General features: G+C 65.8%; 15 protein-coding genes and 1 riboswitch. Of the genes, 6 read left to right on the top strand and 9 right to left on the bottom strand.

What is annotated here, in order from left to right; translation table 11 throughout:
* Window positions 1-36: 36 nt before the first annotated feature.
* Window positions 37-210: a DUF1328 domain-containing protein gene (locus NCS00_RS18150; protein ID WP_008353131.1), complete on the bottom strand. Its 174-nt coding sequence runs from the start codon at window positions 208-210 to the stop codon at window positions 37-39.
* A 161-nt stretch (window positions 211-371) separates the two neighbouring features.
* On the bottom strand, window positions 372-1,529 hold the full coding sequence (locus tag NCS00_RS18155; protein WP_175979428.1) for an OpgC domain-containing protein: 1,158 nt from the start codon (window positions 1,527-1,529) through the stop codon (window positions 372-374).
* Window positions 1,530-1,797: 268 nt separating this feature from the next.
* On the opposite strand from NCS00_RS18155, the gene NCS00_RS18160 reads away from it, so the two are divergent.
* Together NCS00_RS18160 and NCS00_RS18165 are read left to right on the top strand one after the other, a co-directional pair.
* A complete protein-coding gene (locus NCS00_RS18160; RefSeq protein ID WP_008353127.1) occupies window positions 1,798-2,538 on the top strand; it encodes a TerC family protein in 741 nt (246 codons plus the stop codon).
* A 56-nt stretch (window positions 2,539-2,594) separates the two neighbouring features.
* A complete protein-coding gene (locus NCS00_RS18165) occupies window positions 2,595-3,803 on the top strand; it encodes a glycosyltransferase family 87 protein (RefSeq protein ID WP_008353125.1) in 1,209 nt (402 codons plus the stop codon).
* 6 nt (window positions 3,804-3,809) lie between these two features.
* Here NCS00_RS18165 and NCS00_RS18170 read toward each other — a convergent pair whose 3' ends face one another.
* Genes NCS00_RS18170 through cbiE form a run of 5 tightly spaced genes read right to left on the bottom strand, consistent with a single transcriptional unit; the run spans window position 3,810 to window position 7,990 of the window.
* Entirely contained in the window at window positions 3,810-4,217 is a 408-nt protein-coding gene (locus NCS00_RS18170) for a DUF4186 domain-containing protein (RefSeq protein ID WP_008353123.1), read from the bottom strand.
* 4 nt (window positions 4,218-4,221) lie between these two features.
* Window positions 4,222-4,950 (bottom strand): precorrin-4 C(11)-methyltransferase, encoded by a 729-nt coding sequence (cobM, locus tag NCS00_RS18175; RefSeq protein ID WP_175979431.1) that lies wholly within the window; start codon window positions 4,948-4,950, stop codon window positions 4,222-4,224.
* A complete protein-coding gene (locus tag NCS00_RS18180; protein WP_250440663.1) occupies window positions 4,947-5,678 on the bottom strand; it encodes a cobalt-precorrin-6A reductase in 732 nt (243 codons plus the stop codon). Before NCS00_RS18180 ends, cobM begins: the two co-directional genes overlap by 4 nt.
* Window positions 5,675-6,772 (bottom strand): cobalt-precorrin-5B (C(1))-methyltransferase, encoded by a 1,098-nt coding sequence (locus NCS00_RS18185; protein WP_175979433.1) that lies wholly within the window; start codon window positions 6,770-6,772, stop codon window positions 5,675-5,677. Before NCS00_RS18185 ends, NCS00_RS18180 begins: the two co-directional genes overlap by 4 nt.
* 6 nt (window positions 6,773-6,778) lie before the next feature.
* Window positions 6,779-7,990 carry a precorrin-6y C5,15-methyltransferase (decarboxylating) subunit CbiE gene (gene cbiE, locus NCS00_RS18190; protein WP_175979434.1) on the bottom strand — a complete coding sequence of 404 codons (1,212 nt, stop codon included), beginning with the start codon at window positions 7,988-7,990 and terminating at the stop codon, window positions 6,779-6,781.
* Window positions 7,991-8,066: 76 nt separating this feature from the next.
* Window positions 8,067-8,255, top strand: a riboswitch (cobalamin riboswitch).
* A 64-nt stretch (window positions 8,256-8,319) separates the two neighbouring features.
* On the opposite strand from cbiE, the gene cobG reads away from it, so the two are divergent.
* Genes cobG through cobJ form a run of 4 tightly spaced genes read left to right on the top strand, consistent with a single transcriptional unit; the run spans window position 8,320 to window position 12,572 of the window.
* Window positions 8,320-9,588: a precorrin-3B synthase gene (cobG, locus tag NCS00_RS18195; RefSeq protein WP_250440664.1), complete on the top strand. Its 1,269-nt coding sequence runs from the start codon at window positions 8,320-8,322 to the stop codon at window positions 9,586-9,588.
* Window positions 9,581-10,207: a precorrin-8X methylmutase gene (locus NCS00_RS18200; protein WP_008353117.1), complete on the top strand. Its 627-nt coding sequence runs from the start codon at window positions 9,581-9,583 to the stop codon at window positions 10,205-10,207. The genes cobG and NCS00_RS18200 overlap by 8 nt, the downstream gene beginning before the upstream one ends.
* Entirely contained in the window at window positions 10,204-10,932 is a 729-nt protein-coding gene (locus NCS00_RS18205; protein WP_033537056.1) for a precorrin-2 C(20)-methyltransferase, read from the top strand. The genes NCS00_RS18200 and NCS00_RS18205 overlap by 4 nt, the downstream gene beginning before the upstream one ends.
* Window positions 10,920-12,572 carry a precorrin-3B C(17)-methyltransferase gene (gene cobJ / locus NCS00_RS18210; RefSeq protein ID WP_250440665.1) on the top strand — a complete coding sequence of 551 codons (1,653 nt, stop codon included), beginning with the start codon at window positions 10,920-10,922 and terminating at the stop codon, window positions 12,570-12,572. The genes NCS00_RS18205 and cobJ overlap by 13 nt, the downstream gene beginning before the upstream one ends.
* Window positions 12,573-12,586: 14 nt before the next feature.
* Here the strand turns inward: cobJ and NCS00_RS18215 are convergent, their stop codons facing one another.
* Together NCS00_RS18215 and NCS00_RS18220 are read right to left on the bottom strand one after the other, a co-directional pair.
* On the bottom strand, window positions 12,587-13,042 hold the full coding sequence (locus tag NCS00_RS18215) for a type VI secretion system amidase immunity protein Tai4 (protein WP_250440666.1): 456 nt from the start codon (window positions 13,040-13,042) through the stop codon (window positions 12,587-12,589).
* Entirely contained in the window at window positions 13,039-13,539 is a 501-nt protein-coding gene (locus tag NCS00_RS18220; protein WP_250440667.1) for a type VI secretion system amidase effector protein Tae4, read from the bottom strand. The genes NCS00_RS18215 and NCS00_RS18220 overlap by 4 nt, the downstream gene beginning before the upstream one ends.
* Window positions 13,540-13,566 lie beyond the last annotated feature (27 nt).

The following is a 13,566-nucleotide window of genomic DNA, read 5'->3' on the forward strand; positions in this document are numbered from 1 at the left end:
GAGGAACCACGCGGTACGGCCCGGCGCTTTCCCGCGCTACAGCACGAGCGAGCCCGCCGAAATCGCGACGACGAGGAATATGACGAACAGAATCAGGAAGATGAAGAAGCAGATCTTCGCGATGCCCGCCGCACCCGACGATACGCGCGTAAAGCCGAAGAATCCGGCGACGACAGAAATGATCGCGAACAGAATGGCGAGCTTGAGCATGGCAGGTCCGATTTTTGTGTTGTGTTCGGTGACTGCTTGCAAGACCTGTGCCTCGGTTCTTCGCGGGCGGTGCTTATCGAAGTCGGCGGCAAAATCAGACCGTTAGTTGCAATGAAAGCGCGATAAAAAAGCGGCCAGTTCGACTGCCCGCTTCGAAGAGATCAGCGTATGCCCCGCGCCCGATTGTCGGCTGCGGCGACCGTCGCGGGTGCGGCGGCGGCCGTTGCCGGGACCGGCTGACGGGTGCCGAGCCAGTTCGAGATCCGCTGATGCACATGCGGCACGGCAAGCAGCGCGCCGATCGCGATGGCGTCGGCGGCGAGTCCGGCAGGCACGTTGATGAGGCCATCGGTCAACGTGAACAGGATCGAATCGACGACGAGCGAAATCACCGTTCCCGCCACGAATGACACCATGCCCGCGCGTCCCAATGCGCCGACCCACGGCAGGCGCGTCGCCACCGCCTTGACGACGCCGTAGCGCGCCAGATTCGCCGCGATCCACGCGATGGCGAGGAAATTCACGACGCGCGGACCAGCAAGGTCGCGCTTGAAGGCGCTGTCCAGCACCGGCGGCAGCACGAGCAGCTTGTAGTACGCCATGCCGGCGATCAGCGCCACGGCGCCCGCGCTCACGATCCAGCCGAAGCGGTTCGCGCTCACGCGTTGATAGATCGGCTGGCAGCGCGCCAGCACGCCGAGCACGAACATCAACTGCCAGGCGGCGGGATTGAAGTCCCACAGATTGTCGTCGACGGACGGCATGAATTCGCCGATCTGCGCCGCGAACGCCCACAACGCGAGGCTTAGACCGAGCAGCAGCCAAGGCTTGCTGCGCGCGAGCGGCAGCATGAGCGGCACGGCGAGTGCGAAGAGCGCGTACATCGGCAGGACGGCCGAGAGATAAGGCTGGCGCTCGAATGTGAGAATTTCCGCGATCGAGGAAACCGGCTGCGACATCAGCGTGTCCAGATCATGCAGCGCGAGATTCGGCGCGTGGCCAAAAAAAGGCCGCAGCAGGAACGATGCGACGAGCATCAGCGCCGCCGTGACGAGAAACGCGCGATAAAGCTCGAACGCGCGTTTCACGAAGCGCCTGCGCGCCGCGCTTTCGGAGCGGCGCTCCGCGAGCGACGCGTAGGCCGTCGCCGTGGCGAAGCCGCCGAGGAACACGAAGACTTCGGCGGCGTCATTGAGCGCGAAGGCATGCAGCGTGAAACGCGACACCATGCTGCCGCCGATATGATCGACGACGATGATCAGCAGTACCAGTCCCCGGAAGAAGTCCAGCTCGACGAGACGTTTTGATTTTTGCTGCATGCGGCTTGCTCAGTGTCCTTGCGGCGACAGTTAAACACGGCCGCGAACACGCGGCGCGAAAGCATTGGAGTTTACCCGTATTTGCGGCAGTGCATCACGCGAACAAATGCAAATAAGCGTTTCAAATCCGATATTTGTCGGTTTGAACAACAGCTCGCGTCGGGGGTTGCCACCGGCTGGTTTCGATCAGGCGCAAGCTTTCAAGTTCATTTCATTTTTCCCGCCGAACAGGCTAATATCTCGCCCTCATCTCGAACGCTCCCGAACCATGGACTATCTCGTTGCCCTTCTCGCCGATCCCGCCGCCTGGGCCGCACTCGCGACGCTCGTCGTCATGGAAGTCGTGCTCGGCATCGACAACCTGATCTTCATTTCGATCCTGACCAACAAGCTGCCCGCGGCGCACCGCGAACGCACGCAGCGCATCGGCATCGCGCTCGCGCTCGTGATGCGGCTCGGCCTGCTCGGCACGGTCGCGCTGATCGTCCGCCTCACCACGCCGATCTTCGAAGCGTTCGGGCACGGCTTTTCCTGGCGCGACCTGATTCTCATCGCGGGCGGCGTGTTTCTCGTCTGGAAGGCGACGACGGAAATCCGCCATCACGTCACGCACGACGCCGACGAACACGCCGGCCCCGCGTCGGGCAAGAGCCTGACGCCGCTGTCGGCGATCGGCCAGATCCTGCTGCTCGATCTCGTGTTTTCCATCGACAGCATCGTGACGGCGGTCGGCATGACCGAGCACATTCCGATCATGTTCGTCGCGGTGATCGCCGCCGTCACCGTGATGCTGTTCGCGGCCGGTCCGCTGTCGCGCTTCATCGAGCGCAATCCGACGATCGTCATGCTCGCGCTCGGCTTCCTGCTCGTGATCGGGATGACGCTGATCGCCGAAGGCTTCGGAACACACGTGCCGAAGGGCTACATCTATGCGGCGATGGCGTTCTCGGCGCTGGTCGAGGGCCTGAACATGCTCGCGCGGCGCGCCAAGGGACGCGTTCGCGAGTAGCGCGCGCGGGCGGACGTTCGCTAAAGTTTCGGCGCCATCCGGCCGATATCGGACGGATGAGCACCCAACCCGCTTCCATCGAACGCGCGCCCGGTCGGCGCTGGCTCAACGGCTCGCGCGTGAGCGCTTATTGCGCGACGATCCTCGTCGTGCTCCAGTGTTACGGGCTCGTTCTCGCCGTGCGCAGTGCCGTGGCGGAGAAAGGTCATCCGGCCGGCTGGGACTTTCTGACGTTCTGGTCGGCTGCGCGCCTCGCGCTCGCGGGGCATCCGCTCGACGCCTATTCGGCGGACGCGATCAAGCACGTCGCGCAGCAACTGGGGCCGCACATCATCCTGCCGGGGCCGTGGTTCTATCCGCCGAACTTTCTGCTGCTGGTGCAGCCGTTCGGCTTCCTGTCGGCGCCGCTTGCCTACGCGCTGTTCGCTTCGATTTCGTCGGTCGTCTTCGTGCTGCTGGCCCGCCGCGCGCTGCCGATCCCCGACATGATCATGTGGATCGTCGCGTTTCCCGGCATCTGGCTCAACGCGGCCCAGGGACAGAATGCCGCGCTCACCGCGAGTCTCGCGCTCGCCGCATTTCTCTCGATGCCAAAACGGCCGATGCTCGCGGGCGTCTTCATCGGCCTGCTTTCGATCAAGCCGCATCTGGCCATCCTGTTTCCGCTCGCGCTGGCGTGCGCGGGCATGTGGACGACCTTCATCGCCGCCGCGCTGACGACGATCCTGTTCACCACGGTTTCGGTCGCCGTCTTCGGCCTCGACATCCTGCCGGTCTTTCTCCACGGACTGCACGATGCCAACGGTTTCACCGCGAGCGGCAGTCTTCCTTGGTTCCAGATGGCGAGCCTCTTCGCGAGCCTGCGCATGGCGCACGTCGCGACCGGTCCCGCCTATGTCGCGCAGGCGTGTCAGGCGACCGTGGCGATCTGCGCCGTCGCGTGGGTATGGCGCAATGCGAAAGGACTGGAAGTTCGCGCGACGGCGCTCGTCGCCGCGACGTTCATGATCAGCCCCTACATCTATAACTACGACGGCGTGTGGCTCGGCATCCCGCTGGCACTCATCGCCGCGCGCGCGCTGCGCGACGGATGGCTGCGCGGCGAGCCCGCGATCCTGTTTTTCGCGTGGATCTATCCGCAGTTGGGAAATCAGTTGGCCAAGGACTGCGGCGTAGGTGTAGGACCGCTGGTTTTCGCGTTGCTGATTTTCGTGGCGGTGCGGCGCGCGCGTCTCGAAGCCGCGGGCGCTGATCCGTCGCGTTAAAGCGCGTCAGAAAGGCAGTTCGCGCTGCGGATTGTCGGGCGCGGGCTGGTTCGACGCCGCCGGCAGCGGTTGCGCGCGCAGCCAGCGTTCGATGGCATCGACGACATGTTGGCGCTCGGCGTCGTCGAGCGCTTTTCCCGCCGCGATGCCGTGCCATTTCGCGAGACACGAGCGGCAGCACGTCGCCGTCGCGTGCTGCGCGATGAAGACAGGATGCCCGCGAAACGGTGTCTGCTTGCCGTCGTTCAGCGGCGCTTGCGGCGCAAGCCGCTTGCCGATCAGCTCATGCGCCTGCGCGACGACCGTGTCGACGCCCTTCTCCCTTAAAACTTTCCCCTCACGCACGCCGAGCGCGAAACGGCGCCGGAATGCCGATTTCGCGAGCGCATCGAAGACGGCGTCGAGGTCGCGCATCGCGTCATCGATCCTTCGCGTAGAGCGTGGACTCCGCGAAGCCGTCGGCGGCCAGCACGCGTCCGACGAGAATCATCGCCGTGCGTTCCATGCCCGCCTCGCGCACTTTCGGCGCGATGTTCGCGAGCGTCCCTTCGACGCGCGTCTCGTCCGGCCAGCTCGCGCGAAACACGACCGCGACGGGACAATCCGCGCCGTAATGCGGCACGAGCTCCGCGACGATGCGCTCGATATGCCGCACGCCCAGATGAATCGCGAGCGTCGCGCGATGACGCGCGAGATCGGCGAGGCTCTCCCCTTCGGGCATCGACGTCTTCGTCGCGTAGCGCGTGAAGATCACGGTCTGCGAGATGCCGGGCAGCGTCAGTTCGCGCTTCAGCGCCGCCGCCGATGCCGCCGTCGCCGTGACACCCGGCACCACTTCGTAGGGAATCGCGAGCGCGTCGAGCCGGCGAATCTGCTCGCCGATCGCGCCGTACAGCGACGGATCGCCCGAATGCACGCGCGCCACGTCGTGCCCGTTCGCGTGCGCTTCCTGCAGGAGCGCGACGATCGCGTCGAGATCGAGCTCGGCCGTGTCGATGCATTTCAGCGCGCGATGTCCGTCGAGGACTTGCGTCGGCACGAGCGAGCCGGCGTAGAGAATCACGGGACATGCGCGGATCAGCCGCTGCCCCTTTACTGTGATGAGTTCGGGATCGCCCGGTCCGGCGCCGATGAAATAAACGGTCATGGTCTGGTGAGCCAGTGTTGAAGCGCGTCGCGGGCGCTGGCGGCGTCGTCGAAAATACGGTCGGCGTCGGGAAGCGCGGGCCGCGTGAGCATGACGACGGCGATACCGCGTTCCCGCGCGACCGCGAGCTTCGCCTCGGTCGCCCGCCCGCCGCTGTTCTTGCTGACGACGACATCGATACGCGCCGCGTCGAACAAGGCGCGCTCGCCGGCGAGATCGAACGGACCGCGCGCATCGACAATGCTCGCGCGCGCGTTGCCCGGATGCGCGTCGAGACAGCGAATCGTCCAGTGCTGCGACGCGGGAATGTCGTGAAGATGCGCGAGCGACTCGCGCCCGAGCGTGAAAAGCGGCCGATGAAACGGCGCGATGCATTCGACGATCTCGCGCCAGTCCGACGCCTCGCGCCAGTCGTCGCCCGCCTGCGGCTGCCATGCGGGACGGCGCACCGCCCAGAGCGGCACGTCGGCGAGCGCGCAGGCATCGAACGCGTGGCGGCTCATTTGCGCGGCATAGGGATGCGTCGCATCGACGACGAGCGTGATGTGCTCGTCGCGCAGATATCGCACGAGCCCGTCGATGCCGCCGAAACCGCCGACGCGCACCGTGCACGCCAGATCGCCCGGCACGCGCCCGAGGCCCGCGAGACTGTAGACGTGCGTCGCAGGAAGCGCACGCGCGATCGCGAGCGCATCGCCGGTGCCGCCGAGCAGCAGCACGCGCGTCATGCCGCGCTCCCGACGATATTGCCCTGCCGGTCGATCGCGAAGGTCTCGACTTCGATGCCCGGCGGCAGCGCGTCGAGCGCGACATCGCGCGCGCGTCGGCAGACGATATCGCCGAGCGCGATGCCTTCGGCGCGTGCGAGCTTGAGCGCTTCCTGACTCGTGTTGGCCGCGCGCATCGACGCCAGCAGTTCGGCGTTCGCGCCTGCATCGGCGGCCCAGACGGCGAGCAGCGGCAAGTCGATGCTCGAACTGCGGCTGTGCAGATCCATATGCCCCGCCGCGAGCTTGGACAGCTTGCCGAAGCCGCCGCACAGGCTCAGCTTGTCGACGCTCGCGCGGCGCAAATGCTTGAGCACCGCGCCCACGAAATCGCCCATTTCGATCAATGCGATGTCGGGCAGGCCGTAGCGCGCGCGCATCGCGTCCTCGCTCTGGTTGCCGGTGCACGCGGCGATATGCCGATACCCGTTCGCCCGCGCCACATCGATGCCCTGATGAATCGACGCGATGTACGCCGAGCACGAAAACGGTCTGACGATGCCGGTCGTGCCGAGTATCGACAATCCGCCGACGATGCCGAGGCGCGGATTCATCGTCTTCTGCGCGAGCGCTTCGCCGTTCTCCACGCCGATGGTCACGTCGAAACCGCCGCGATAGCCGACGCTTTTTGCGAGCGCGTCGAGATGCTCGGTCATCATCTTGCGCGGCATCGGATTGATCGCCGGTTCGCCGACGGCGAGCGCGAGGCCCGCGCGCGTCACCGTGCCGACGCCCGCGCCCGCATGAAAGCGCACGCCCGGTTCCTCCGACAGTCGCACGCGCGCGAACACGAGCGCACCGTGCGTGACGTCGGGATCGTCGCCCGCATCCTTGATGACGCCGGCTTCGGCGGCGGCGCTTTCATCGGGTAAACGGCGGCAGAACGAAAGCATCATCGTCACGCGCTGGCCCTTCGGCAGGACGATCTCCGCGCGCTCGCTCGTCTCGCCGAGCAGCAAGAGGCGCGCGGCCGCGAGACTCGTCGCGGTCGCGCAGCTTCCTGTCGTGTAGCCGCTGCGCAGCGGCGCGGCTTTCTCCGGCGTCTCTTCACGCATGACGCATCACGGTTTGCTCGCGTGCAGGACGGTGATCGGCAGCGCCTGACGCCACGTGTCGAAGCTGCCGAGCGGTTCCGCCTGCGCGACGCCGATGCGCGTCAGCTCGCCGCCGTGCCGCGCGCGCCATTCGACGAGCGCCGCCTCGCTTTGCAGCGTCACCGCATTGGCGACGAGCCGCCCCCCCTGACGCAGACGCGCCCAGCACGCATCGAGCAGGCCCGGCACCGTCAATCCACCGCCGATGAACACCGCGTCCGGCGCGGGAAGGCCGTCGAGCGCGGCGGGCGCTTCGCCTCTGACGAGTTGCAGCGCGGGCACGCCGAGCGCATCGCGGTTGTATTCGATGAGACGCTGACGGCTCTCGTTCGCTTCGATCGCGATCGCCCGACACGCGCCATGCGCGCGCATCCATTCGATGCCGATCGAGCCGCAGCCCGCGCCGACGTCCCACAGCAGTTCGCCGGGCTGCGGCGCGAGGCGCGCGAGCGTCACGGCGCGCACGTCGCGCTTCGTCAACTGGCCGTCGTGGCGGTAGGCGTCGTCGGCGAGACCGGGCGTGAGCGGCGGCCCGGCGTGGCCGGCGTGCGTCCGGCACTCGATCGCGATGAGATTGAGCGCGGCAACGACGGGCTCGCGCCAGTCGTCGGCACGCTCGTCGATGCGGCGTTCGTCGCTGCCGCCGAGATGCTCGAAGACGGTCATGCGGCTCGCGCCGAAACCATGCGCGGTCAGAAGCGTGGCGACGGCGGCGGGCGTCGTGCCGTCCGCGCTCAGCACGATGAGGCGCACGCCGCGATGCAGATTCGCGAGCAGCGACGCCGCCGGCCGCCCGACGAGCGATACGCAGACGGCGTCTTGGAGCGCCCAGCACAGGCGCGCCGCCGCGAGCGACAGCGACGACGGCGCGGGAATGACGCGCATTTCGCCGTTGGCGACTTCGCGCGCGAGCGTCGCGCCGACGCCGAAGCACATCGGATCGCCGCTCGCGAGCACGCAGATGCGCGTCTTGCCGTCGCCGCGGTCGGCGAGCACGGCATCGAGCGAAAAGGGTTTCGGCCACGGCATGCGGCGCGCGGCGATGCGATCCGGCAGCAACGCGAGATGACGTTCGCCGCCGTGAATCGACTGGGCGTCGAGAAGCGCGCGACGCGCGGCGCGGGAAAGTCCGTGCCAGCCGTCTTCGCCGATGCCCACCACGGTCAGCCAGTTCGACATGCGCGGTCTCCTTGCTGCGATTCCGATCGCGTTCCCGGATACATGCCGGAAGCGCTCGGAGGGTCGATAAAAGCGGGCATAATACAGGTCCGTCGGCGCCCGGGGTCGTGAGACCGAGGGCTTAAAAGGGAACACAGCAAAACTGTGGCTGCCCCCGCAATTGTACGCAGCGAGTCCGCGCTCCACTGCCACTGGTTTTTACCGGGAAGGCCGGCGCGAATGTCGACCTGCCAGCCAAGAGACCTGCCGACCCAACGCATTCGCGCGACGCCGACCGGGCGGGGTGTACCGGTTCGCTCATCACGCGCGAAGCCCAACGGGTCACGCTTTTGAATTCTTTCGACCGCTCATCGCTCAACGCAACGCCGCGTGCTTCCGCATGCCCGGGCCTGATGCGCATCGTGCCCGCGCGCGATGGCGGCCTTGCGCGTCTGCGTCTCGCGGGCGGCGTGTTGAGCACGCGGGCGGCGCGGGCCGTCGCGCGCGCGGCTCGCGAGTGCGGCTCGGGCGTGATCGAAGTGACCAATCGCGCGAATCTGCAACTGCGCGGCATTCGCGACGATGCCCACGCCGCGCTCGTCGACATCGCCCTCGACGCGGGCCTCGGCCCGTCGACGGCGGGCGCAGACGACATCCGCAACGTAATGCTGAGCCCGCTCGCGGACGACGGCACGCGCGCGCTCGCCGCGCGGATCGTCGATGCGATGCAGGCCGATGCGTCGCTGCATGCGCTGTCGCCGAAATTCGCGCTCCAGCTCGACGCCGGCGAGCGCCTCGCGATGCTCGATCATCCGCACGATGTTTGGCTTTCCGCCATCGACGATGGCGCGCGCTTCGCATTCGGCCTCGCCGGAACGATGCGCGATCCGGCGCTCGGCGCGATCTCGCGCGACGATCTCGTGATGTTCGTCCTGAACGTGTTGCGCAGCTTTCTCGCGCTGGCGACGCCTGAAGAACATCGCATGCGCGATCTGCTTGCGCGTATCGGCGTTGCGCGCTTTCTCGACGCCTTGCGTTTCGACGCCGATATCGCGACATGGACACGCGCACCCGCCGATGCATCGCTGCGTCTCGGCGCGCACGAGGAGCCGCATCGCGCGACGTGGTACGCGGGTGCGCAAACGCCGCTGGGCCGTCTCGATGCGACGACGCTCGAAGCGCTCGCCAATCTCGCCGACGCACACGGCGCAAGCCGCCTGACGATGACGCCGTGGCAAAGCGTGCTGATTCCCGGCCTCGCGGCGCATTCAGCGCATGACATGCTGCAACGGCTGCACGCGCTCGGCCTTGCAACCGGCGCGCACGAACCGCTCGCGCGCCTCATCGCGTGCGCGGGTTCGGAAGGCTGCGCAAAGAGCCGTGCCGATACCAAAGCCGATGCTCACCGGCTCGCCGCGCTCCTGCCTTCGGATGACGGGACGCAGGTGCATCTGAGCGGCTGCGAGCGTTCGTGCGCGGCGGCGCATCCGGTTCCGGTCACGCTCTACGCAGTCGCGCCCGGACGATACGACTTACATCGCGACGCACGAGCCGTCGCGCGCAATCTGACCATCGAAGAGGCGGCCGAACGGCTCGCCCGGAGCCATGCCGATGCTTGACTACATCCGCGACGGCGCGGAGATTTATCGTCAGTCCTTTGCGACGATCCGCGCCGAAGCCGACCTCGCCGCCATTCCCGCCGATCTGGAGAAGCTCGCCGTGCGACTGATCCATGCGTGCGGCATGGTGGATATCGTGAGCGATCTGCGCTTCTCGCCCGGCGCGGGCAGCATCGGAAGAAAGGCGCTTGCAGCAGGCGCGCCGATCCTGTGCGATGCGCGCATGGTCGCCGAGGGCATCACCCGCGCGCGCTTGCCCGCCGACAACCGCGTGATCTGCACCTTGAGCGATCCCTCGATTCCCGAGCGCGCCCGCGCGATGCGCAACACGCGCTCGGCCGCCGCGCTCGAACTATGGCGTGCGCAACTCGAAGGCGCGATCGTCGCGATAGGCAACGCGCCCACCGCGCTCTTCCATCTGCTCGACATGATCGATGCCGGCGCGCCGAAGCCCGCGCTCATTCTCGGCTTTCCGGTCGGTTTCATCGGCGCGGCGGAATCGAAAGCGATGCTTGCCGCCGATAGCCGCGGCGTGCCCTTCGTCGCGCTGCTCGGCCGGCGCGGGGGCAGCGCGATGGCAGCGGCCGCAGTGAACGCACTTGCTTCGGAGGCCGAATGATGCGTGGACGTCTCTTTGGATTAGGCGTCGGTCCGGGCGATCCGGAGCTGATCACCGTGAAGGCGCTGCGGCTTTTGAAGGCCGCGCCGGTGGTCGCGTATTTCGTCGCAAAGGGCAAGAAGGGTAATGCGTTCGGCATCATCGAATCGCATCTCGACGATACGCAGATGCGCCTGCCGCTCGTCTATCCGGTGACGACCGAAGCGCTCGAACCGCCGCTCTGCTACGAGACGATCATCAGCGCGTTCTACGACGAAGCCGCGCTCACGATATCCGGTCATCTCGAATCCGGACGCGATGTCGCCGTGATCTGCGAGGGCGATCCGTTTTTCTACGGCTCATACATGTATCTGCACGATCGTCTCGCAGCACGCTTCGATGCAGAGGTCGTGCCGGGCGTGTGCTCGATGCTCGGCGGCGTGGCCGTGCTCGGCGTGCCGCTCGTGTATCGCAATCAGAGTCTGTCGGTGCTGTCGGGCGTGCTGCCTGAAGACGATCTGAAGCGCCGTCTCGAAGGAGCCGATGCGGCCGTCATCATGAAGCTCGGCCGCAACTTCGAGAAAGTGCGGCGCGTGCTGGGCGAACTCGGCCTCGACGATCGCGCGTTGTATGTCGAGCGCGCGACGATGGCCAACCAGCGCATCGTGCCGCTCGATGAAGTCGATCCGATGGCATCGCCGTATTTCTCGCTGCTCGTCGTGCCGGGGAAAAAATGGCGCGCATGAAGGCTTCCATGCCGATGGCGATCGTCGTGCTCGGCGCGGGCGCGCTCGATACCGCGCGTCGCATTCAGGCGCGCTTTCCGCAATCGCGCGTGCATGGACTGGCGAGCCGCGTGAGCGCGGACATCGCGTATGACGACTTCGGCGCGCACGTGCGTGGTCTGTATGCGTCGGGCGCGGCGATCGTCGCGCTGTGTTCCGCGGGCATCGTGATTCGCGCGCTTGCATCCTGTCTCGGCGACAAAGGCAACGAACCGCCCGTGCTCGCCATCGCGCAGGATGGCAGCGCCATCGTGCCGCTGCTGGGCGGCATGAGCGGCGTGAATGTGCTTGCGCGCGAGATCGGCGACGCCTTGCAAGTCGCACCCGCGATCACGACGAGCGGCGAATTGCGCTTCGGGAAATGTCTGCTGGCGCCGCCCGAAGGTTATGCACTTGCGGATATCGAGCAAGGCAAGCGTTTCGTGTCCGACCTGCTGGCGGGCGCGACGACGCGCATCGAAGGCCACGCGCCCTGGCTCGACGATGCCGCGCTGCCTCGCAACGACGATGCGCGTCTTGCCGTTCGCATCACGCCGCTTGCCACGCGCGATGAAAACAGCCTCGTGATTCATCCGCGTTGCGTGCTTGCGTGGATCGAAGATATTTCACACGACGATGACGTCGCCGAACGCGTGCGAGCTGCCTTGAACGAACGTGGTCTCGCACCGCTTGCGCTCGCGGCGTTGACTGCGCCCGCTCGCTACATGGCTTCGCGTCCGCTCGAAGATGCGGCGCGTGCGCTCGATGTGTCGTTGCGCTTCTGCGATGCCCCGCCATTCGCTCGCAACGATGCGCGAGGCGTTGCGCTGCACGTCAGCGATACGCCGATCGATGCGGGATCGATCGGCCATGCGCGCGGCACGCTGACGGTGATCGGCCTTGGTCCCGGCAAGGCGGAACTGATGACGCCCGCCGCAAGAAGCGCGCTTCACGACGCACAAGACGTGCTCGGTTACGAGACGTATGTGCGTATGGCGGGACCGTTTCGCGACGACCAGCGCGTGCACATCACCGACAATCGCGAGGAACTGCAGCGCGCGCGACACGCGTTCGAACTCGCGAGTGAAGGCCGACGCGTGATCGTGGTGTCATCGGGCGATCCCGGCGTGTTCGCGATGGCCGCAGCGGTGCTCGAAGCACTCGACGAAGGACGCGCCACGCATCCCGAATGGAATGCGGTGAAGCTTCAGATCGTGCCGGGCGTGTCGGCCTCGCTCGCGACGGCCGCGCGCGCGGGTGCGCCGCTCGGCCATGACTTCTGCGTGTTGTCGTTGTCGGATAACTTGAAGCCGTGGAGCGTGATCGAGAAGCGCATCGCGCATGCAGGCGAAGCGGATCTCGTGATGGCCTTCTATAACCCGCTGTCGAAGGCGCGGCCGTGGCAGTTCGATCGCGCGATCGACGTCGTGAAGCGATATCGGGACTCGGACACGCCGGTCGTGCTGGGAAGAGATATCGGACGTCCGGCGGAGGCTTTGCGCGTCATTGAGCTCGGTGAACTGAAGAGCGAGCTCGTCGACATGAGGACGATGGTCATCGTCGGATCATCGATGACGCGTGTCGTCGGGGATTGGGTTTATACGCCGCGGTGGTATGACTGAGGATGCGTCGAGAGTCAACGCTTGCCCGCTTTTGAACGCGAACGTACCGTCCAGTCAGGGTGCGCTACCCGTCGTTTGACCAGCCGCTCCAATTCCTTGCTGTGGTACAGGTCGAGGCACTTGAGAAAATCGAAGCGAATGTCCGCTCCCTTCGCTTCGGCCTCGACAAGCGGATTATAGTAATCGCGCCGTAGATACTTGCGCACTAGCGCCTCCACTTCCGCGGGACTTTTATCGAGGTCGTAATAAGTCCAGTCTCTCAGTGCGCTCGCGCTACTTCCGGCATCGACGGCTGCGTCGTTACTGCCTTTGTACGCTGTGGCGACGCATATGGCCAAGACCATGTCCTTGTAATTCTGGGCGTAGGTGCGCGATGGCGCTTCCGGAGAGTTTTCGTTGGGGGGAATGGTCTGTCCGCTTGCCGTAGCGCACGCCAGCGCGAGAATCACCAGGCTGGTCCATCGCTTCATGACAGGCTCCAAAAATACGCCTGGTCGGTCCTGTATCGAACCCCAGGTTCGTTGAAGTAACAACTGTCGTAGCAAACGATACCGTTGTACAAGGTGGCATGGCCTTGTGCGTCTCGCCATCCCGACGTTTCAAAGAGAATCACACCTTTTTTGCCTGCGAGCCTGCCGCCTCCCGAGGGCGGATATTCAATCGTTTCCGGCTTGCCCCAACGCTGTTTGAGAAATTCGATGAGGTCCACCACGCGAAAGAAGTAGCGTCGACGATCAGCGCCTGAAACCGTCTTCCCATCGATGGCTGGAATGGTCACGCCCGAGTGATTCAAGATATAGCTCATGCGAACCGCGCATGTGTTCTTCCACCTCGCTTCCGCACCCACCTCGTTGATGTTGGCGGCTACCTTCCCACCAATTACCGTCGCGACCTTCCCCTCGGGATTCGATGGATCGAAGATTTCCATGGATGCCGACCACGCGGCCGCAAAGCTTGGTCTGTACATTTGTTATCCTAATTATTCATAGCCAAA

The sequence above is a fragment of the Caballeronia sp. AZ1_KS37 genome (assembly GCF_023631165.1).
In the GTDB taxonomy this organism is placed as follows: domain Bacteria; phylum Pseudomonadota; class Gammaproteobacteria; order Burkholderiales; family Burkholderiaceae; genus Caballeronia; species Caballeronia zhejiangensis.